Annotated in this window: 13 protein-coding genes; 9 read left to right on the top strand and 4 right to left on the bottom strand. The window is 63.6% G+C overall.

Annotated features, from left to right (window positions below):
- Positions 1–30 precede the first annotated feature (30 nt).
- Positions 31–1,140: a Gfo/Idh/MocA family protein gene (locus AC0L3O_RS16375; RefSeq protein ID WP_473616055.1), complete on the bottom strand. Its 1,110-nt coding sequence runs from the start codon at positions 1,138–1,140 to the stop codon at positions 31–33.
- 154 nt (positions 1,141–1,294) lie between these two features.
- Here AC0L3O_RS16375 and AC0L3O_RS16370 point away from each other — a divergent pair, with 154 nt between their 5' ends.
- From AC0L3O_RS16370 to phnN, 9 genes are all read left to right on the top strand, one after another.
- A complete protein-coding gene (locus AC0L3O_RS16370; RefSeq protein WP_473531368.1) occupies positions 1,295–2,140 on the top strand; it encodes a MurR/RpiR family transcriptional regulator in 846 nt (281 codons plus the stop codon).
- Positions 2,141–2,284: 144 nt separating this feature from the next.
- Positions 2,285–4,219, top strand: coding sequence for a bifunctional 5-dehydro-2-deoxygluconokinase/5-dehydro-2-deoxyphosphogluconate aldolase (locus AC0L3O_RS16365; RefSeq protein ID WP_473616054.1), 1,935 nt, complete (start codon positions 2,285–2,287; stop codon positions 4,217–4,219).
- A gap of 35 nt (positions 4,220–4,254) precedes the next feature.
- Positions 4,255–6,105, top strand: a complete 1,851-nt coding sequence (gene iolD / locus AC0L3O_RS16360) for a 3D-(3,5/4)-trihydroxycyclohexane-1,2-dione acylhydrolase (decyclizing) (protein WP_473616053.1) — start codon at positions 4,255–4,257, stop codon at positions 6,103–6,105.
- Positions 6,106–6,149: 44 nt separating this feature from the next.
- Positions 6,150–7,067 carry a myo-inosose-2 dehydratase gene (gene iolE / locus AC0L3O_RS16355; RefSeq protein ID WP_128172829.1) on the top strand — a complete coding sequence of 306 codons (918 nt, stop codon included), beginning with the start codon at positions 6,150–6,152 and terminating at the stop codon, positions 7,065–7,067.
- A 48-nt stretch (positions 7,068–7,115) separates the two neighbouring features.
- Positions 7,116–7,334, top strand: coding sequence for a DUF3329 domain-containing protein (locus tag AC0L3O_RS16350; protein ID WP_077374676.1), 219 nt, complete (start codon positions 7,116–7,118; stop codon positions 7,332–7,334).
- Positions 7,335–7,340: 6 nt separating this feature from the next.
- Complete coding sequence (gene iolB / locus AC0L3O_RS16345; RefSeq protein ID WP_023796942.1) at positions 7,341–8,153, top strand: 5-deoxy-glucuronate isomerase; 813 nt, start codon at positions 7,341–7,343, stop codon at positions 8,151–8,153.
- Between the two features lie 152 nt (positions 8,154–8,305).
- On the top strand, positions 8,306–9,013 hold the full coding sequence (locus tag AC0L3O_RS16340) for a DUF1045 domain-containing protein (RefSeq protein WP_473616051.1): 708 nt from the start codon (positions 8,306–8,308) through the stop codon (positions 9,011–9,013).
- Positions 9,014–9,103: 90 nt separating this feature from the next.
- On the top strand, positions 9,104–10,243 hold the full coding sequence (locus AC0L3O_RS16335; protein WP_287220439.1) for an alpha-D-ribose 1-methylphosphonate 5-triphosphate diphosphatase: 1,140 nt from the start codon (positions 9,104–9,106) through the stop codon (positions 10,241–10,243).
- Complete coding sequence (phnN, locus tag AC0L3O_RS16330) at positions 10,240–10,869, top strand: phosphonate metabolism protein/1,5-bisphosphokinase (PRPP-forming) PhnN (protein ID WP_473531362.1); 630 nt, start codon at positions 10,240–10,242, stop codon at positions 10,867–10,869. The genes AC0L3O_RS16335 and phnN overlap by 4 nt, the downstream gene beginning before the upstream one ends.
- A 48-nt stretch (positions 10,870–10,917) precedes the next feature.
- Here phnN and AC0L3O_RS16325 read toward each other — a convergent pair whose 3' ends face one another.
- The 3 genes from AC0L3O_RS16325 to AC0L3O_RS16315 form a co-directional block, all read right to left on the bottom strand.
- Positions 10,918–11,913 (bottom strand): ABC transporter permease, encoded by a 996-nt coding sequence (locus tag AC0L3O_RS16325; protein WP_023796946.1) that lies wholly within the window; start codon positions 11,911–11,913, stop codon positions 10,918–10,920.
- 82 nt (positions 11,914–11,995) lie between these two features.
- Positions 11,996–13,540, bottom strand: coding sequence for a sugar ABC transporter ATP-binding protein (locus AC0L3O_RS16320; protein WP_287226911.1), 1,545 nt, complete (start codon positions 13,538–13,540; stop codon positions 11,996–11,998).
- Positions 13,541–13,756: 216 nt separating this feature from the next.
- Complete coding sequence (locus AC0L3O_RS16315; protein WP_023796948.1) at positions 13,757–14,719, bottom strand: sugar-binding protein; 963 nt, start codon at positions 14,717–14,719, stop codon at positions 13,757–13,759.
- Positions 14,720–15,049 lie beyond the last annotated feature (330 nt).

Genomic DNA, 15,049 nt, shown 5'->3' with positions numbered 1-15,049 from the left:
GCGCGGCCGGCGGCCGGCTGGAAGCAGCCTCTACCGCACCGCCACCCAGCGCTGCTCCTCGAACGAGCGCGCCATTGCGTGCACCGTGCGCTCGATCTCAAGGCCTTCGTCGAAATCGATGATGCGCGCCGGCTTGCCGGCCAGCCTGGTCAGCAGCTCGCGGCATTCGATGATCTTGAGGTCGTTGAAACCGAGACCGTGGCCGGGCGCCGGCAGGAAGGCGTCGTAGGGCTTGTGGTGCGGCGCCACCAGGATGGTGCGATAGCCTTGCTCGGTCGGGCGGTCGGCTGTCAGGTAAAGCTGGAACTCGTTCATCCGCTCCTGGTCGTACAGGATCGAGCCCTTCGAGCCGAAGATCTGGATGGCGATCCGGCCCTTGCGGCCCCAGGCCGAACGGTTGACCAGCAGCGTGCCGGCAATGCCGTTTTCGAGATGCATCAGCACGCTGGCGATGTCGTAGGTCTCGACCGCGCGGCGCCCGCCTGATGCGACGCGGCGATCGGCAAAGGGTTTCGCCATGTCGCACATGACGCGGGCGACGCGGCCGAACAGCACCGAGACCAGCGACAGCGGATGCACGGCGAAATCGTCGAGGGCGCCGTAACCGGACGCCGCCTCGTGCTTCCAGAAGAACAGCGCCTCCGGGTCGGCCATGAAATCCTCGTCCATCTCGATGCGCAGATGATTGATTTCACCGATGATCTTTTCGTCGAGCAGCGCACCGATATGGCGGATGACCGGATTCTGGATGTAGTTGTAGCCGAGCGCGGCCACCTTGCCGGACTTTTTGGCCGCGGCCGCCATGGCTTGCGCCTCGGAAAAACTCGGCGCCATCGGTTTTTCGCACCACAGATGCTTGCCGGCTTCGAGGATGGCGATGGCCATCTCCGGGTGGAACTGGTTCGGCGTGGTCAGCGAGACGATATCGACGTCCGGGTCATCGACGACGGCGCGCCAGTCGCCGGAGCCCTTGGCGAAGCCGAACTCGGCCGCCCGGCGCTTGGCAAGGTCGTCATCGACCTCGCCGAGATGGACCAGCCTTGGCTTGGCCACGTCGGGAAAGACGGTGCCGACCGCGTTCCAGGCAATGGAATGGCACTTGCCCATGAACCCCGTGCCGATAAGACCGACTCCGACCATTTCCTTGTCTCCGCTGCCAGAAAGGTTGTGTGGATGAATTAGTCCATTTTTTCCAGAAATGGAACGCATGGCTCATTTTTTATGGCCTTCTTGCACAGGCTCGCTATGATGGGGCATCACACGGCATCGACTGATGGACCTGGGCGGAGCGACTATGGACGAACGGGTGCCCCGCGATTTCGAGACGCTGCGTACGACGATCCTGGAACGGCGCCAGAGCCTGCCCAAGCGCATCGCGCAGATCGCCGCCTATGCGCTCGACAATCCCGACGATATTGCCTTCGGCACCGCCGCCAGCATCGCCGCCTCCGCCGGCGTCCAGCCTTCGACCTTGATCCGCTTCGCCCAGCAGCTCGGCTTCGACGGCTTCACCAGCCTGCAACTGGTGTTTCGTGAGCGCCTGCGCGAGCGCAATTCGTCTTATGATGAAAGGCTGGCGGCATTGCGCGCCAAGGCCGAGGAAGGCGCCGGTCACCGGGCGATTTTCGACGGCTTCGTCGCCGCGGCGAGCACCTCGCTCAACGATATTTCAGACAGGTTGAACGAAGACCATTTCGAAGCTGCCATCGCCTTGCTGGCGAAGGCGGAGACGATTTATGTGCTGGCCAAGCGCCGCTCCTATCCGGTCGCCTCCTACATCGCCTATGCGCTGGGCAAGCTCAAGATCCGCAACCAGCTGATCGAATCAGCCGCCGGCCTCAACGCCGAGATGATCAGCTTTGCCTCGCCCAGGGATGCCGTCATCGCCATCAGTTTCTCGCCTTATGCCCCGGCGACCATTGAGGAGGCGCGCGTCATCTCGGAGCAAGGCGTTCCGATCGTAGCGATCACCGACAGTTCCTTTTCCCCGCTCGCCCAGTTCGCCAGAGTCTGGTTCGAGGTCGCCGAGGCCGATTTCGCCGGCTTCCGCTCGCTGTCGGCAACGATGGCGCTGGCCATGGCGCTGACCGTCGCGGTTGGCGAGAAGCGCCGCGATGCAGGCCGCAAACGCAAGACCTAGGGACCACTTTTCAGCAAAGGAACGCTCGTTCCATCTTGACTATGGATTGGAATTATTATTTCATATTTCCGGCGCCACGCTGCCACTCGCGCGTGTTACCCAAACAATGTGTTACCAAGACAACAAGGCTGATGGGAGGTTCGAATGGGCGAAGCCGTGGACGCGAAACATGCGCCGCTCGACGTTATCACCATTGGCCGCGCCTCCGTCGACCTCTACGGCCAGCAGATCGGCTCGCGCCTGGAGGACATCACCTCCTTTGCCAAGTCGGTCGGCGGCTGTCCGGCCAACATTTCGGTCGGCACGGCGAGGCTCGGCCTGCGCTCGGCGCTGCTCACCCGCGTCGGCGACGAGCAGATGGGCCGCTTCATCCGCGAGCAGTTGACGCGCGAAGGGGTTTCGGTTGACGGCCTCAGGACCGATCCGGACCGGCTGACCGCGCTGGTGCTGCTGTCGGTCGAGGACGAGGGCGTGTCGCCGATGATCTTCTATCGCACCGACTGCGCCGACATGGCGCTTTCGGAAGACGACATCGACGAGGCGTTCATCGCCTCGGCACGCGCCATCGTCGTCACCGGCACGCATTTTTCGCGGCCCAGCAGCGACGCCGCGCAGCGCAAGGCGATCCGTGCCATCAAGGCCACGGGCGGCAAGGTGGTGTTCGACATCGACTACCGCCCTAATCTGTGGGGCCTTGCCGGCCATGCCGAAGGCTTCGAGCGCTATGTGAAATCCGACCGGGTCTCCGCCCAGCTGAAGACAGTGCTGCCCGACTGCGACCTGATCGTCGGCACCGAAGAAGAGATCATGATCGCCTCCGGTGCCGATGATTGCCTGAATGCGTTGAAGACGATCCGCTCGCTGTCCAAGGCCACGATCGTCTTGAAGCGCGGCGCCATGGGCTGCATCGTCTATGACGGGCCGATCAGCGACGACCTCGAGGACGGCATCGTTGGCAAGGGTTTTCCGATCGAGGTCTACAACGTGCTCGGCGCCGGCGATGCCTTCATGTCGGGTTTTTTGCGCGGCTGGCTCGGCGAGGAGAGCCTGGAGACGGCAGCGACCTGGGCCAACGCCTGCGGCGCCTTCGCCGTGTCGCGGCTGCTCTGTGCGCCGGAATACCCGACCTTCGAGGAATTGCAGTTCTTCCTGAAGAACGGCAGCAGGCATCTGGCGCTGCGCAAGGACGAGGCGATCAACCATATCCATTGGGCGACGACGCGCCGGCGCGACATTCCATCGCTGATGGCGCTGGCCTGCGATCACCGTATCCAGCTTGACGATGTTGCCGCGAAGACAGGCGCCGACCCGTCGCGCATCCATGATTTCAAGGTGCTGACGGTCAAGGCGGCGGCAAAGATTGCCGCCGGCCGCGCCGGCTACGGCATGCTGCTCGACGAAAAATACGGCCGCGAGGCGATGTTCGAATTCGCCCGCCATCCTTTCGCCTGGCTTGGCCGGCCAGTCGAATTGCCCGGATCGCGGCCGCTTCGTTTCGAATTCTCTCAGGATATCGGCTCGCAACTGATCGAGTGGCCGGTCGACCATTGCATCAAGTGCCTGTGCTTCTACCACCCCGACGACCCGGAGGCGCTGAAGACCGAGCAGCAGCAGAAGCTCAAAAGCCTGTTCGGGGCCGCGCGGAAAGTAGGCAGAGAACTTCTCATCGAGATCATCGCCGGCAAGCACGGCGAGCTCGACGACACGACGATCCCGCGGGCGCTGCAGGAACTCTATGCGCTTGATATCAAGCCCGACTGGTGGAAGCTTGAACCGCAGGCCTCAGCCGGGGCCTGGGCGAAGATCGAAGCGGTGATCCTGAAGAACGATCCGTGGTGCCGCGGGGTTGTGCTGCTCGGCCTCGAAGCGCCGCCGGACGAACTGGAAGCGGCCTTTGCCGCCACCGCCAAGGCGCCCATCGTCAAGGGCTTCGCCGTCGGTCGCACCATCTTCATCAACGCGGCCGAACAATGGCTTGCCGGCAAGATGTCGGACGAGGAGGCGGTGGCCGACATGGCGTCGCGCTTCGAGAGGCTGACCGAGGCATGGCTTGCCGCGCGCGGCCGCAAAGCAGCATAAGAAGGCGCGGCATAAGGACTGCGGAGGAAAACAACATGACCAAGACAATCCGCCTGACGATGGCGCAGGCGCTGACCCGCTTTCTCGGCTGCCAGATGACCGAGATCGACGGCAGGAAAATGCCGATCTTCGGCGGCGTCTGGGCGATCTTCGGCCACGGCAATGTCGCCGGCATCGGCGAGGCGCTTTATCAGGTGCGCGACGAATTGCCGACGTTTCGCGCCCACAACGAACAGGCCATGGCGCATGCGGCGATCGCCTATGCCAAGGCCAATTTCCGTCGCCGGTTCATGGCGGCGACCAGTTCGATCGGCCCCGGCGCGCTCAACATGGTGACGGCGGCGGCACTTGCGCATGTAAACCGGTTGCCCGTCCTGTTTCTCCCAGGCGACGTCTTCGCCAATCGTATCCCCGATCCCGTGCTGCAGCAGGCAGAGGATTTCTCCGACGGAACGGCGACGGTCAATGATTGCTTCCGGCCGGTGTCGCGCTATTTCGACCGCATCACCCGGCCCGAGCAGATCATCCCGGCGCTCAACCGTGCGATGCAGGTGCTGACCGATCCGGCCGAATGCGGACCGGTGACCTTGGCGCTCTGCCAGGACGTGCAGGCCGAGGCCTTTGATTACCCCGAGAGCTTTTTTGCCGAACGGGTCTGGCATCAGCGCCGGCCGCGTCCGGACCGTGGGGAATTGGCGGCCGCCGTGGCGGCGCTGAATGCGGCAACAAAGCCCTTGGTGATTGCCGGCGGCGGCGTGCTCTATTCGCAGGCTTCCGGCGAACTGGCGAAGCTGGCGCAAGGCGCCGGCATCCCGGTCTGCGAGACGCAGGGCGGCAAATCCTCGCTGCCGGACGATCATCCGCTCAACATGGCGGCGGTCGGCGTCACCGGCACTTTGGCGGCCAACCGGCTGGCTGAAGAAGCCGATGTCGTGCTTGCCGTCGGCACCAGGCTGCAGGATTTCACCACCGGCTCGTGGGCGCTGTTCAAGAATTCCGGCAAGACCATCATCGGGCTGAACGTCCAGCCTTTCGACGCGGGCAAGCACCAGGCGTTGCCGCTGGTCGCCGATGCGGCGGAAGGGCTGGCCGAACTCGGCGCGGCGCTGAACGGCTGGCAGGCGCCGGCTGCCTGGACCGATAATGCGGCCAGCGGGAAGAAAGAATGGCAGGCCGAAGCCGGCAAGGTGACGGCCTCGACCAATGCCGCCTACCCGTCGGACGCGCAGGTGATCGGCGCCGTGCAGCGCGCCATGGGCTCCGACGTGATATTGCTTCATGCCGCCGGCGGCCTGCCCGGCGAATTGCACAAGCTCTGGCAGGCGGGCGCGCCCGGCTCCTACCACGCCGAATACGGCTTCTCGACCATGGGCTACGAGATCGCAGGCGGGCTCGGCGTCAAGATGGCCAAGCCCGACGATGAGGTCGTCGTCATGATCGGCGACGGCTCCTATCTGATGCTCAATTCCGAGATCGCAACGTCGGTCATGCTCGGCCTCAAGCTGACCATCGTGCTGCTCGACAACAGGGGCTATGGCTGCATCAACCGGCTGCAGATGGCAACCGGCGGCGCCAACTTCAACAATCTGCTGAAGGACGCCCGCCACGAGATTTTGCCCGACATCGACTTCGCGGCGCATGCGGCAAGCCTCGGCGCCATCGCCGAGAAAGTTTCGTCGATCGCCGGGTTGGAAACGGCGCTGACAAAGGCGAAAGACAATAGCAAGACGACGGTACTGGTCATCGACACCGATCCACTGGTGTCTACCGATGTCGGCGGCCATTGGTGGGACGTCGCCGTGCCGGAAGTTTCTTCGCGGCCGCAGGTCAACGCCGCACGCAAAGCCTATGAAGAAAAGCGGCGGATGCAGAGTGTTGGTGATTGATGTCGGCGAATGAAAATTGAACGAACTGACATTGGAGTGACGACTTGAAAGCCAAACTGGGCATGTCCCCCATTGCATGGTGGAACGACGATCTTGCGGAACTCAGCGATGACGTGTCGCTGGAGGAATGCTTGGCGCAGTCGCGATCGGCGGGCTTCACCGGCATGGAAATGGGCCGCCGTTTTCCCAGTGATCCGAAAATCATGCTGCCGATCCTGAAGGAGGCCGACGTGACGCTCTGCGGCGGCTGGTTCTCCGGTACGCTGGTCGACGAAGACATGGCCAGGAATAAGGATCGCATCCAGCCGATGATCGATCTGTTCAAGGCGGTGAACGCGCCCTGCATCGTCTATGGCGAGGTCGGCCGCTCCATCCAGGGTGACCGCTCAAAGCCGCTCGCCACCAAGCCGAGGCTTTCGGACGACGAGATGAAAGCCTATGCGAGGCGTCTCACCCAGTTCGGCGAATGGTGCGCCGAGCAGGGCATGCCGCTCTCCTACCACCATCATATGGCGGCGGTCGTCGAGACCGAGCCGGAGCTCGACGCCTTCATGCGCTATTCGGGAGAAGGCATTCCACTGCTGCTCGACGCCGGTCATCTGGCCTTTGCCGGCGGCGATGTGCTGCGCGCCATCGACAACCATCACCGGCGCATCAATCATGTCCATGTCAAGGACGTTCGCATGGACGTGATCGAAAAACTCGATCGCCAGAAGCAATCCTTCCTCGATGCCGTGGCGCTCGGCGCCTTCACGGTGCCGGGCGATGGCTCGCTGGATTTTGGTGCCATTGTGGAAAGGCTGGCGAACTACGGCTATGAGGGCTGGTTCGTGGTCGAGGCCGAGCAGGATCCCAAGAAGAATCCGCCGCTCAGGATGGCGCAAGTCGGCTACAAGGAATTGATGCGGGTGATGACGGCCGCCGGCTACACGGTTGAAACGCAGGGCTTCCCCAATGCTTGAGCGACTCTATTCCCGGCGACGGGGCGATCCGATGCGGGGGCTGATCCGATGAAGGACTCCGAGCATCCGTTCTTCAGGCCCCTGTGGCGGCGCGTTGCCATCGTCGCCGTCTGCCTGGGCTGGGCCGTGGTCGAGTTTGCCACCGGCGCGCCGTTCTGGGGCACGATCGCGCTCGGCTTCGCCGGCTATGCCGTCTGGCAATTCTTCTATCTCTACAAGCCGGCCGACGGCGGCAAGGATTCGGCCGACACCGAACCAAAGGAGTGAGGCTGGATGTCGAAACTGCTCGTCAAAGCCGATAAGGGCCATGGCCGCGTCGCCCATGTGACGCCGCAAAACGCCGGCTGGACCTATGTCGGTTTCGATCTGCATCGATTGCGGCCCGGCGAGACCGTCTCCGGACAAACCGCGAGCCGTGAAGTCTGCCTGGTGTTCGTCACCGGCGAGGGCAAGGCCAAGGCCGGCGGCAACGATCTCGGCCTGCTCGGCGAACGCATGTCGCCCTTCGAAGGCAAGCCGTGGTCGATCTATGTGCCGCAGGGCTCTGACTGGTCGGTGACCGCCGACACCGGTCTCGAACTCGCGGTCTGCTCAGCGCCGGGGCTTGGCGGCGGCCTGCCGGTCCGCGTCATTGCGCCAAAAGATCTCGGCCAGGAGGTTCGCGGCAAGGGCACCAACACGCGCTATGTCACCAACATCCTGCCGGAAGGCAAGCCGGCCGATTCATTGCTGGTGGTCGAGGTCATCACGCCTGGCGGCCACACGTCGAGCTACCCACCGCACAAGCATGATCAGGACAATCTGCCGGCCGAGTCCTATCTCGAGGAGACCTATTACCACCGCCTCAATCCGCCGCAGGGCTTTGCCTTCCAGCGCGTCTACACCGATGCCGACCGGAACGGCGCTCGTTCGCTCGACGAGGCGATGGCGATCGAGGACGGCGACGTCGTGCTGGTGCCCAAGGGTTATCACCCTTGCGCCGCCTGCCATGGCTACGACCTCTACTACCTCAACGTCATGGCCGGGCCGAAGCGGACGTGGAAATTCCACAACGCGCCCGAGCACGAATGGCTGATGAAGGCCTGAGGCGCTGCCCGTCCGGGTCGGCAACTGGCCCAAGGCGAAAAAATCGTCGGCTAATGACCCGCCTGAACAAGTTTGTTATCAGGAGCGATCATCAGCTTCGTCATTTCGTCATGCAAATCGCCTATGGCAGCGGGAGTTGACGAGGACTTTCGATGCGCTACGCTATCTATTTCACCCCCCGGCAGGACGAACCGCTGGCGCGGATCGCCGCCAATTGGCTCGGCCGCGACCCGTTCGGCGCCGCCACGAGGCCGGTCGAGGCCGTGGGCGAGTTGTCGCCGGCGGAAGTCGCCTTCCATACCGCTTCGGCGCGCCGCTACGGCTTTCATGCGACGCTGAAGGCGCCCTTCCGGCTGGCTTCGAACGAAACGGAAGCCGCGCTTCGCGCGGCACTGGACGATTTCGCCGAAACGACGCCGGTGGTGACGATCTCACGGCTGGTCGTCAGCCAGATCGACGGCTTCTTCGCGCTGGTGCCGGAAGGACCGCTGCCGGCGCTCAACCGCTTCGCCGACGACGTCGTGCGCGACTTCGACCGTTTTCGCGCGCCGCTGAGCGAGGCTGAGATCGAACGGCGCAGCCCTGACTCGCTGAAGCCGGCTGAATTCCGCAATCTCTGCCAGTGGGGTTACCCCTATGTCTTCGAGACCTTCCGCTTTCATATGACGCTGTCCGGCCGCGCCTCGTCACAGGAAAGCCCTCGTCTTCGCGCAGCAATCGACAGCCTGTTTGCGGGAGTCCTGCAACGGCCGGTGCCGGTGGACGCGCTGACCCTGTTTGTCGAAACCGAACCTGGCGCCCCGTTCATGGTGCTTTCCCATCATGCGCTCGGGCGGCGCCCGGTGAGAAAAACTGCCTGAAAACTACTTGTTTTAACCGCTTTTGTACGACGCCAACTCATTCCCAATCGGTGATTCAATTGGCCGCAAATGCTCCAAGGACTGCCTGAAATGACCGTCGAGACCGTTCTCAACAATGCCCGCATCGTGCTTGCCGACGAGATCGTCGAAGGCTCGATCGTGCTGCGCGACGGCTTGATCGCCGGGATCGATGCCGGCGCCGGCCGGAACGGCGAGGACATGGCCGGCGATTTCATCATTCCCGGGCTGGTCGAGCTTCATACCGACCACCTGGAGGGTCACTACGCGCCGCGGCCGAAGGTGCGCTGGAACCCGATCGCCGCCGTTCTCGCCCACGACGCGCAGGTGGCGACCGCCGGCATCACCACCGTGCTCGATGCCTTGCGCGTCGGCATGGACGACGACGCCGACATGAATTCGGCCGACATGCGCAAGCTGGCCGATGCGATCGAGGACAGCGTCCAGCAGGACCGGCTGCGGGCCGACCATTTCATCCATCTGCGCTGCGAGGTTTCGGCGCCGGATTGCCTCGCAGCCTTCGCGCATTTTGACGGCGATGATAGGATCAAGCTGGCGTCGCTGATGGACCATGCACCGGGACAGCGTCAGTTCGTCGATTTGGAAACCTATGCCTACTACTACCAGCGCAAGCTGAAGCTGACGGATCGCGAATTCCAGCAATTTTGTGAGAAGCGGATGGCGGAGTCGGCGACGAATTCTGGGGCGAACCGCGCCTTCATCGCTGCTGCCTGCCATCAGCGCGGCATCGTGCTGGCCAGCCATGACGACGCCACGACCGGCCATGTCGACGAGGCGATCGAACAAGGCGTCCGCGTCGCCGAATTCCCGACCACCAAAGAGGCCGCAAAAGCTTCGAAGGCGGCAGGGCTCGGGGTGCTGATGGGCGCCCCGAACGTCATGCGCGGCGCCTCGCATTCGGGCAATGTTTCAGCCCGGACACTCGCCGGCGAAGGCTTGCTCGACATATTGTCGTCCGACTACATCCCCTTCAGCCTGATCCAGTCGGCGTTTTTCCTCGGCGACGTTGTCGACGGCATCTCCCTGCCGCAGGCGGTGGCGATGGTTTCGAAGAACCCGGCCGAGGCAGTCGGCCTCGCCGACCGTGGTGTCATCGAGCAGGGCCGGCGCGCCGATCTGGTTCGCGTCCGTCTTGACGATCATGTCCCGGTTGTCCGCACGGTCTGGCGGCAGGGACGTCGGGTCGCGTGATGGTGTCGGCGTCGATCGAGCGTGAATTGTCCGCCGCGGCGTTTCCGATCCGCGACGGGGTGTTCGTCGCTGTCGTCGGGCCGAGCGGCGCCGGCAAGGACACGGTGATCGGCTATGCCCGGTCACTGTTTGCCGACGAGACCCGGTTGGAGTTCGTGCGCCGGGTCATCACCCGGCCGAGCGACACGGCAAGCGAGGATCACGACACGCTGGCCGATGCGGCCTTCGTCGAGGCTGAGGCGGACGGCGCCTTCGCCATCTCCTGGGAGGCGCATGGCTTGCGCTACGGCATCCCGGCTGAAGTCGACCGGTCGGTGGCCAATGGCCGCGTCGCCATCGCCAATGTCTCCCGCGCCATCATCCCGGCGCTGCGTGATCGCTATGCCAATCTGGCTGTCGTCGAGATCACCGCATCGCCGCAGATCCTGGCTGAGCGACTGGCGATGCGCGGCCGCGAGTCGCGCGGCGAAGTGCTGGCGCGGCTGGCGCGCAGCGCCAATGTGGCGTTGTCCGGGTCAGGCGTCACCCCGATCGACAATAGCGGCCAGCGCGAGGCGGCCGGCGAGCGTTTTGTCGAAGTGCTGCGCAAGGCAATGGCCTTCTCCGACCGGTCGGGCACGATTTAAGCCGCCTCTTACCTTCTCCCTCTGTGGGAGAAGGGAGAGGCGGAGCCGCTACTCCGCTGCCGCGCCGGCCGCGCCCTTGCGGGTTGCCTCCAGCATCAGCCGCCGCTCCCGGTACACGCCCCATTGCTGGTCGACCAGCACGCCGATCAAAATCACGCCGCCCATCACCGCGAAATTGAGCGAGGACGGGATGCCGAGCAGGTTGACGAGGTTTTGCAGTTCCTGCAGCAGAACCGTGCCTAGGATCACGCCGAGCAGCGAGCCTTCGCCGCCGCGCAGCGAGAAGCCGCCGAGCACGGCTGCGGCAATGGCGTAGAGTTCGTAGAACTGGCCGTGGCTGGCCGGCGAGATCGAGCGCGTGTACATGGCGAAATAGATCGCCGACAGCGCCGTCAGCACACCGCAGATGACATAGGCCGCCATGACGACGCGGCCGGTGCGGATGCCCGAATATTTCGCCGCCTCCTCGTTCTTGCCGATGGCGTAGAGGTAGCGACCGAACACCGAACGGTGCAGCACCACCCACATCACGATGGCGATGACGATCAGCGCGATAAAGCTGTTCGGCACGCCATAGGATCGCCCGGCGGTCAGGAATTCGAGCTCCGGAAAATTCTGTCCGAAGGCAAAGCCCGCCGTGCCGTCGGCTGTGTAGAACCGCGCCACGCCGCGATAGATCAACAGGCCGCACAGCGTCACCACGAAAGGCTGCAATTTGAGCCGCGTGATCAGCCAGCCATGTGCCAGCCCGATGATGCCGCCAAGCACCAGGATCAGCGGCAGTGCCACCGGCCATGCCATGCCGCGCGTGGCGATGAAATCGACGAACAGGACGCCGAGCAGCGCAACCACCGAGCCGACCGATAATTCGATGCCGCCGGTGATGATGACGAAGGCCTGGCCGATCGCCAGGATGCCGAACAGCCCGATCAGGTTCGATGTGTTGGCGAGGTTGATCGGCAGCAGGAAACGCGGGTTGATGATTGCCACCACCGCTCCGACCACAAGGATCAGGATCAGCAGGCCGAGATCTTTCTTGCTCATCGTCTTCTCCCCAATGCCTGCCTAAGCAGGTTCCGCAAAAGTGTTGCGCGGTTTTGCGACCGGAACCTGCGCCAAACAAAAGCTATTTCGGCTGCTTGCCGACGGCCAGCAGCAGCACGTTTTCCTGGCTGAACTGTTCCTTGTCGAGAATGCCTGAGATCTGGCCCTCATGCATGACGGCGATGCGGTCGGAGACGCCGATCACCTCCTCCATGTCGCTCGATATCATCAGCACGGCGACGCCGGCATCGGCCAGCGCCCGCATCAGCCCGTAGATCTCCGCCTTGGCGCCGATGTCGATGCCGCGGGTCGGCTCGTCGAGGATCATCACCTTGGGGCTCATGGCCAGCCACTTGGCCAGCACCACCTTTTGCTGGTTGCCGCCCGACAGCGTGCCGGTGCGAGTCGCCACCGAGGGCGCCTTGATGCCGAGATTGCGTTTCTGCTTCTCGGCGGTGACGGCTTCGGCGCGGGCAGAAACCAGGAATCGCCGGGCATGGGCCGGCAGATTGGGAAGCGAAATATTCTGGGCAATCGACAGGTCGAGCAGGATGCCGGTCAGCTTGCGATCCTCGGGGACGAGGAAGATCCCGTTGGCCACAGCGTCGGCCGCCGAACCAAGAGCCAGATCTTTTCCATCAAGCTGGAGCGCGCCGCCAAGGCTCTTCTCGATGCCGAAAAGCACGCGCGCCAGTTCCGTGCGGCCGGAGCCGACAAGACCCGCCAGGCCAAGGATTTCGCCGCGCCTGACGCCGAGATCGACCGGTCGGTCTGGATAGGCGCTGGTGCGAACGGCCTTGGCCGACAGTGCGACGGCGCCGGGCGGGCGGGCCGATTCTGCGGCCTTCTCCCGCTCCTTCAGCATGCGGCCGATCATCAGCTTGACCATCTGGTCGTGGTTGATGGCGTTCTTCGGCAGCGTGCCGGCAAGCATGCCGTCCCTCAGCACGACGACGCGGTCGGCAACCCGCTCGACCTCGTGAAGGCGATGCGAGATGAAGATGACGCTGATGCCGTCGGCCTTCAGCGCCTTGATGACATCGAGCAGCTTGTCGGTTTCGGCAAGGGGCAGGCTCGACGTCGGCTCGTCGAGGATGACCAGCCGCGCCTCGATCGACAGCGCCTTGGCGATTTCGACCATCTGCTGCTGGGCAAGCGACAGCGCCGATACCGGGGTGTCGGCCGAGAAATTGGCGCCCACACGTTTGAGCAGCGGCGCCGCCAGCATGCGCAGCCTGGTGCGGTCGACAAGCCTGAGCGGACCGGCGCGCAACGGCTCGCGGCCGAAAAAGATGTTGGCGGCAACGTCGAGGTTTTCGAACAGGTTGAGTTCCTGGTGGACGAAGGCGATGCCGGAACCGATGCTGGCCTCGACCGTCAGCCCGTCATGGGCGACGCCGTCGACGGTGATCGTGCCGGTGTCGGGTGTGGTCACGCCGCCGAGGATCTTCATCAGCGTCGACTTGCCGGCACCGTTTTCGCCGACGAGGCCGATAACCTCGCCAGGCCTGACCTCCAGCGAAAACCCGTCCAGCGCGACCACGCCGGGATAGGTCTTGCGCACGGCCTCGAGACTGAGGAACGGGGCAATCGTGGATGCGCCGATGGATGCGTCGGAATAGTTCATCATGCCTGACAGCAGTTGGCGGGCCAGCCTCCCCGCAGATTGACGAGCCTGATCAGGCCCGTCAATAACAAGCGGAGCCAGTCACGCCAGCGTCGCGCTGCCCCTCACCCCTAACCCTCTCCCCGTAAAAAGCGGAGGATTCGCCAGCGTTGCAACCACTGCCCTTCTCCCCGTTCTGCACGGGAAGAAGGGGATGAGGGCCAGCGCCGACGACGCTCAATTTCCGGACATCGCTTTCAGATTGGCGGCATAGGCGTCGACGTCGTCCTTGCCGATGATCTTGGTCGGGATGATGATCAGGCCGTTCTCCGGAATACCCGACTTGTCGCCCTCGAGATAGGCAGCCATCAGCTTCATGCCCTGGTAGGCCCACTCGAACGGCTGCTGCACGACGGTGGCGGCAACGGTGCCTTCCTTGACGCCGCCGAGCGTGATCGGATCGTCGTCGAAGCCGACGACCGTGATCTGGCCGAGCTTGCCGGCGTCGCGCAGCGCTTCATAGATGCGCGGGGTGTTGTAGGAATAGAAGCCGACCATGCAGGTGACGTCTGGGCTGGCGACCAGCGCGTCCTCGACGTTCTTCTTGGCGCGGGCCTGGTCGATGTCGTCGCCACGCACGTCGATCAGCTCGATCTTGGTGCCGGCGAGCCCTTCCTTCATGCCTTCGATGCGCTCCTTGGCATTGTCGGCGCCGAGCAGGCCGACGAAGCCGAGGCATTTGCCGCCGTCGGGCATCGCCTTCTTGGCGATCTCGGCCGCCTGCTTGCCGGCATCGATGTTGGACGAGCCGATATAGGCGATACGCTTGGTCTGCGGCGCGTCGCTGTCGGTGGTGAACAGCGCCGTCTCCGAGGCGATCTTGTTGAGCCCGTCGGTCGAGGTCTTGGGATCGACGGCCGAAACCATGATCGCCTTGACGCCGGCCGTCACCAGATCATCCATCAGCCGCTGCTGGATGGCGACCGACGACTGTTCCGGATATTTGAGCTCGAGATTGTAGTTGGGCAATTCGGCCTGGGCCTTCTTGACGCCGGCTTCGGCCGCCTTCCAGAAATCGGAAGCGCCGTTGACGACGAAGGCCAGCGTCGGTTTGTCCTGGGCACCGGCGATCGCCGTGAAGGACAGACCGAGAGCCAGGGCCGCTGCGGCGACGGACACATTTCGTATCGCAGATTTCATGTTCAACCTCCCATTTGATTCAGTCATTTTCGCTGATCTGAACTTTGTCGAATGCGGCTTGGACGCCCTCCTCCTCAAGGGTGCTGGCAGCGAAAGAACGGCGCCATCCCAGCCGCGATTTTGGACTTTAGAGACTCATTGGCAGTTCGTATAGTCGGATTTGTCTGACATTTCAGTAATTGCGTGGCGTTGCTTTGCCGGCCCAAGAGCCCGGATGCCGCGCCACACGCCTGCTTCCCGTCATGGCCCGTTCGGTCCCGAGCCGGGCATGACGAATTGAGAATAGAACGCTTACTGCTATTAGTAAATAGTATTAGTCTCTGGTTGGAA

This window comes from Mesorhizobium sp. WSM4810, assembly GCF_055811235.1.
The sequence above is the reverse complement of the archived record's forward strand: the minus strand, read 5'-3'. Positions and strand labels throughout refer to the sequence as shown.

Coding starts and splice junctions, on each gene's coding strand:
- AC0L3O_RS16375 (WP_473616055.1), bottom strand. CDS start 1,140: ATGGTCGGAGTCGGTCTTATCGGCACGGGGTTCATGGGCAAGTGCCAT.
- AC0L3O_RS16370 (WP_473531368.1), top strand. CDS start 1,295: ATGGACGAACGGGTGCCCCGCGATTTCGAGACGCTGCGTACGACGATC.
- AC0L3O_RS16365 (WP_473616054.1), top strand. CDS start 2,285: ATGGGCGAAGCCGTGGACGCGAAACATGCGCCGCTCGACGTTATCACC.
- iolD (WP_473616053.1), top strand. CDS start 4,255: ATGACCAAGACAATCCGCCTGACGATGGCGCAGGCGCTGACCCGCTTT.
- AC0L3O_RS16350 (WP_077374676.1), top strand. CDS start 7,116: ATGAAGGACTCCGAGCATCCGTTCTTCAGGCCCCTGTGGCGGCGCGTT.
- iolB (WP_023796942.1), top strand. CDS start 7,341: ATGTCGAAACTGCTCGTCAAAGCCGATAAGGGCCATGGCCGCGTCGCC.
- AC0L3O_RS16340 (WP_473616051.1), top strand. CDS start 8,306: ATGCGCTACGCTATCTATTTCACCCCCCGGCAGGACGAACCGCTGGCG.
- AC0L3O_RS16335 (WP_287220439.1), top strand. CDS start 9,104: ATGACCGTCGAGACCGTTCTCAACAATGCCCGCATCGTGCTTGCCGAC.
- AC0L3O_RS16325 (WP_023796946.1), bottom strand. CDS start 11,913: ATGAGCAAGAAAGATCTCGGCCTGCTGATCCTGATCCTTGTGGTCGGA.
- AC0L3O_RS16320 (WP_287226911.1), bottom strand. CDS start 13,540: ATGAACTATTCCGACGCATCCATCGGCGCATCCACGATTGCCCCGTTC.
- AC0L3O_RS16315 (WP_023796948.1), bottom strand. CDS start 14,719: ATGAAATCTGCGATACGAAATGTGTCCGTCGCCGCAGCGGCCCTGGCT.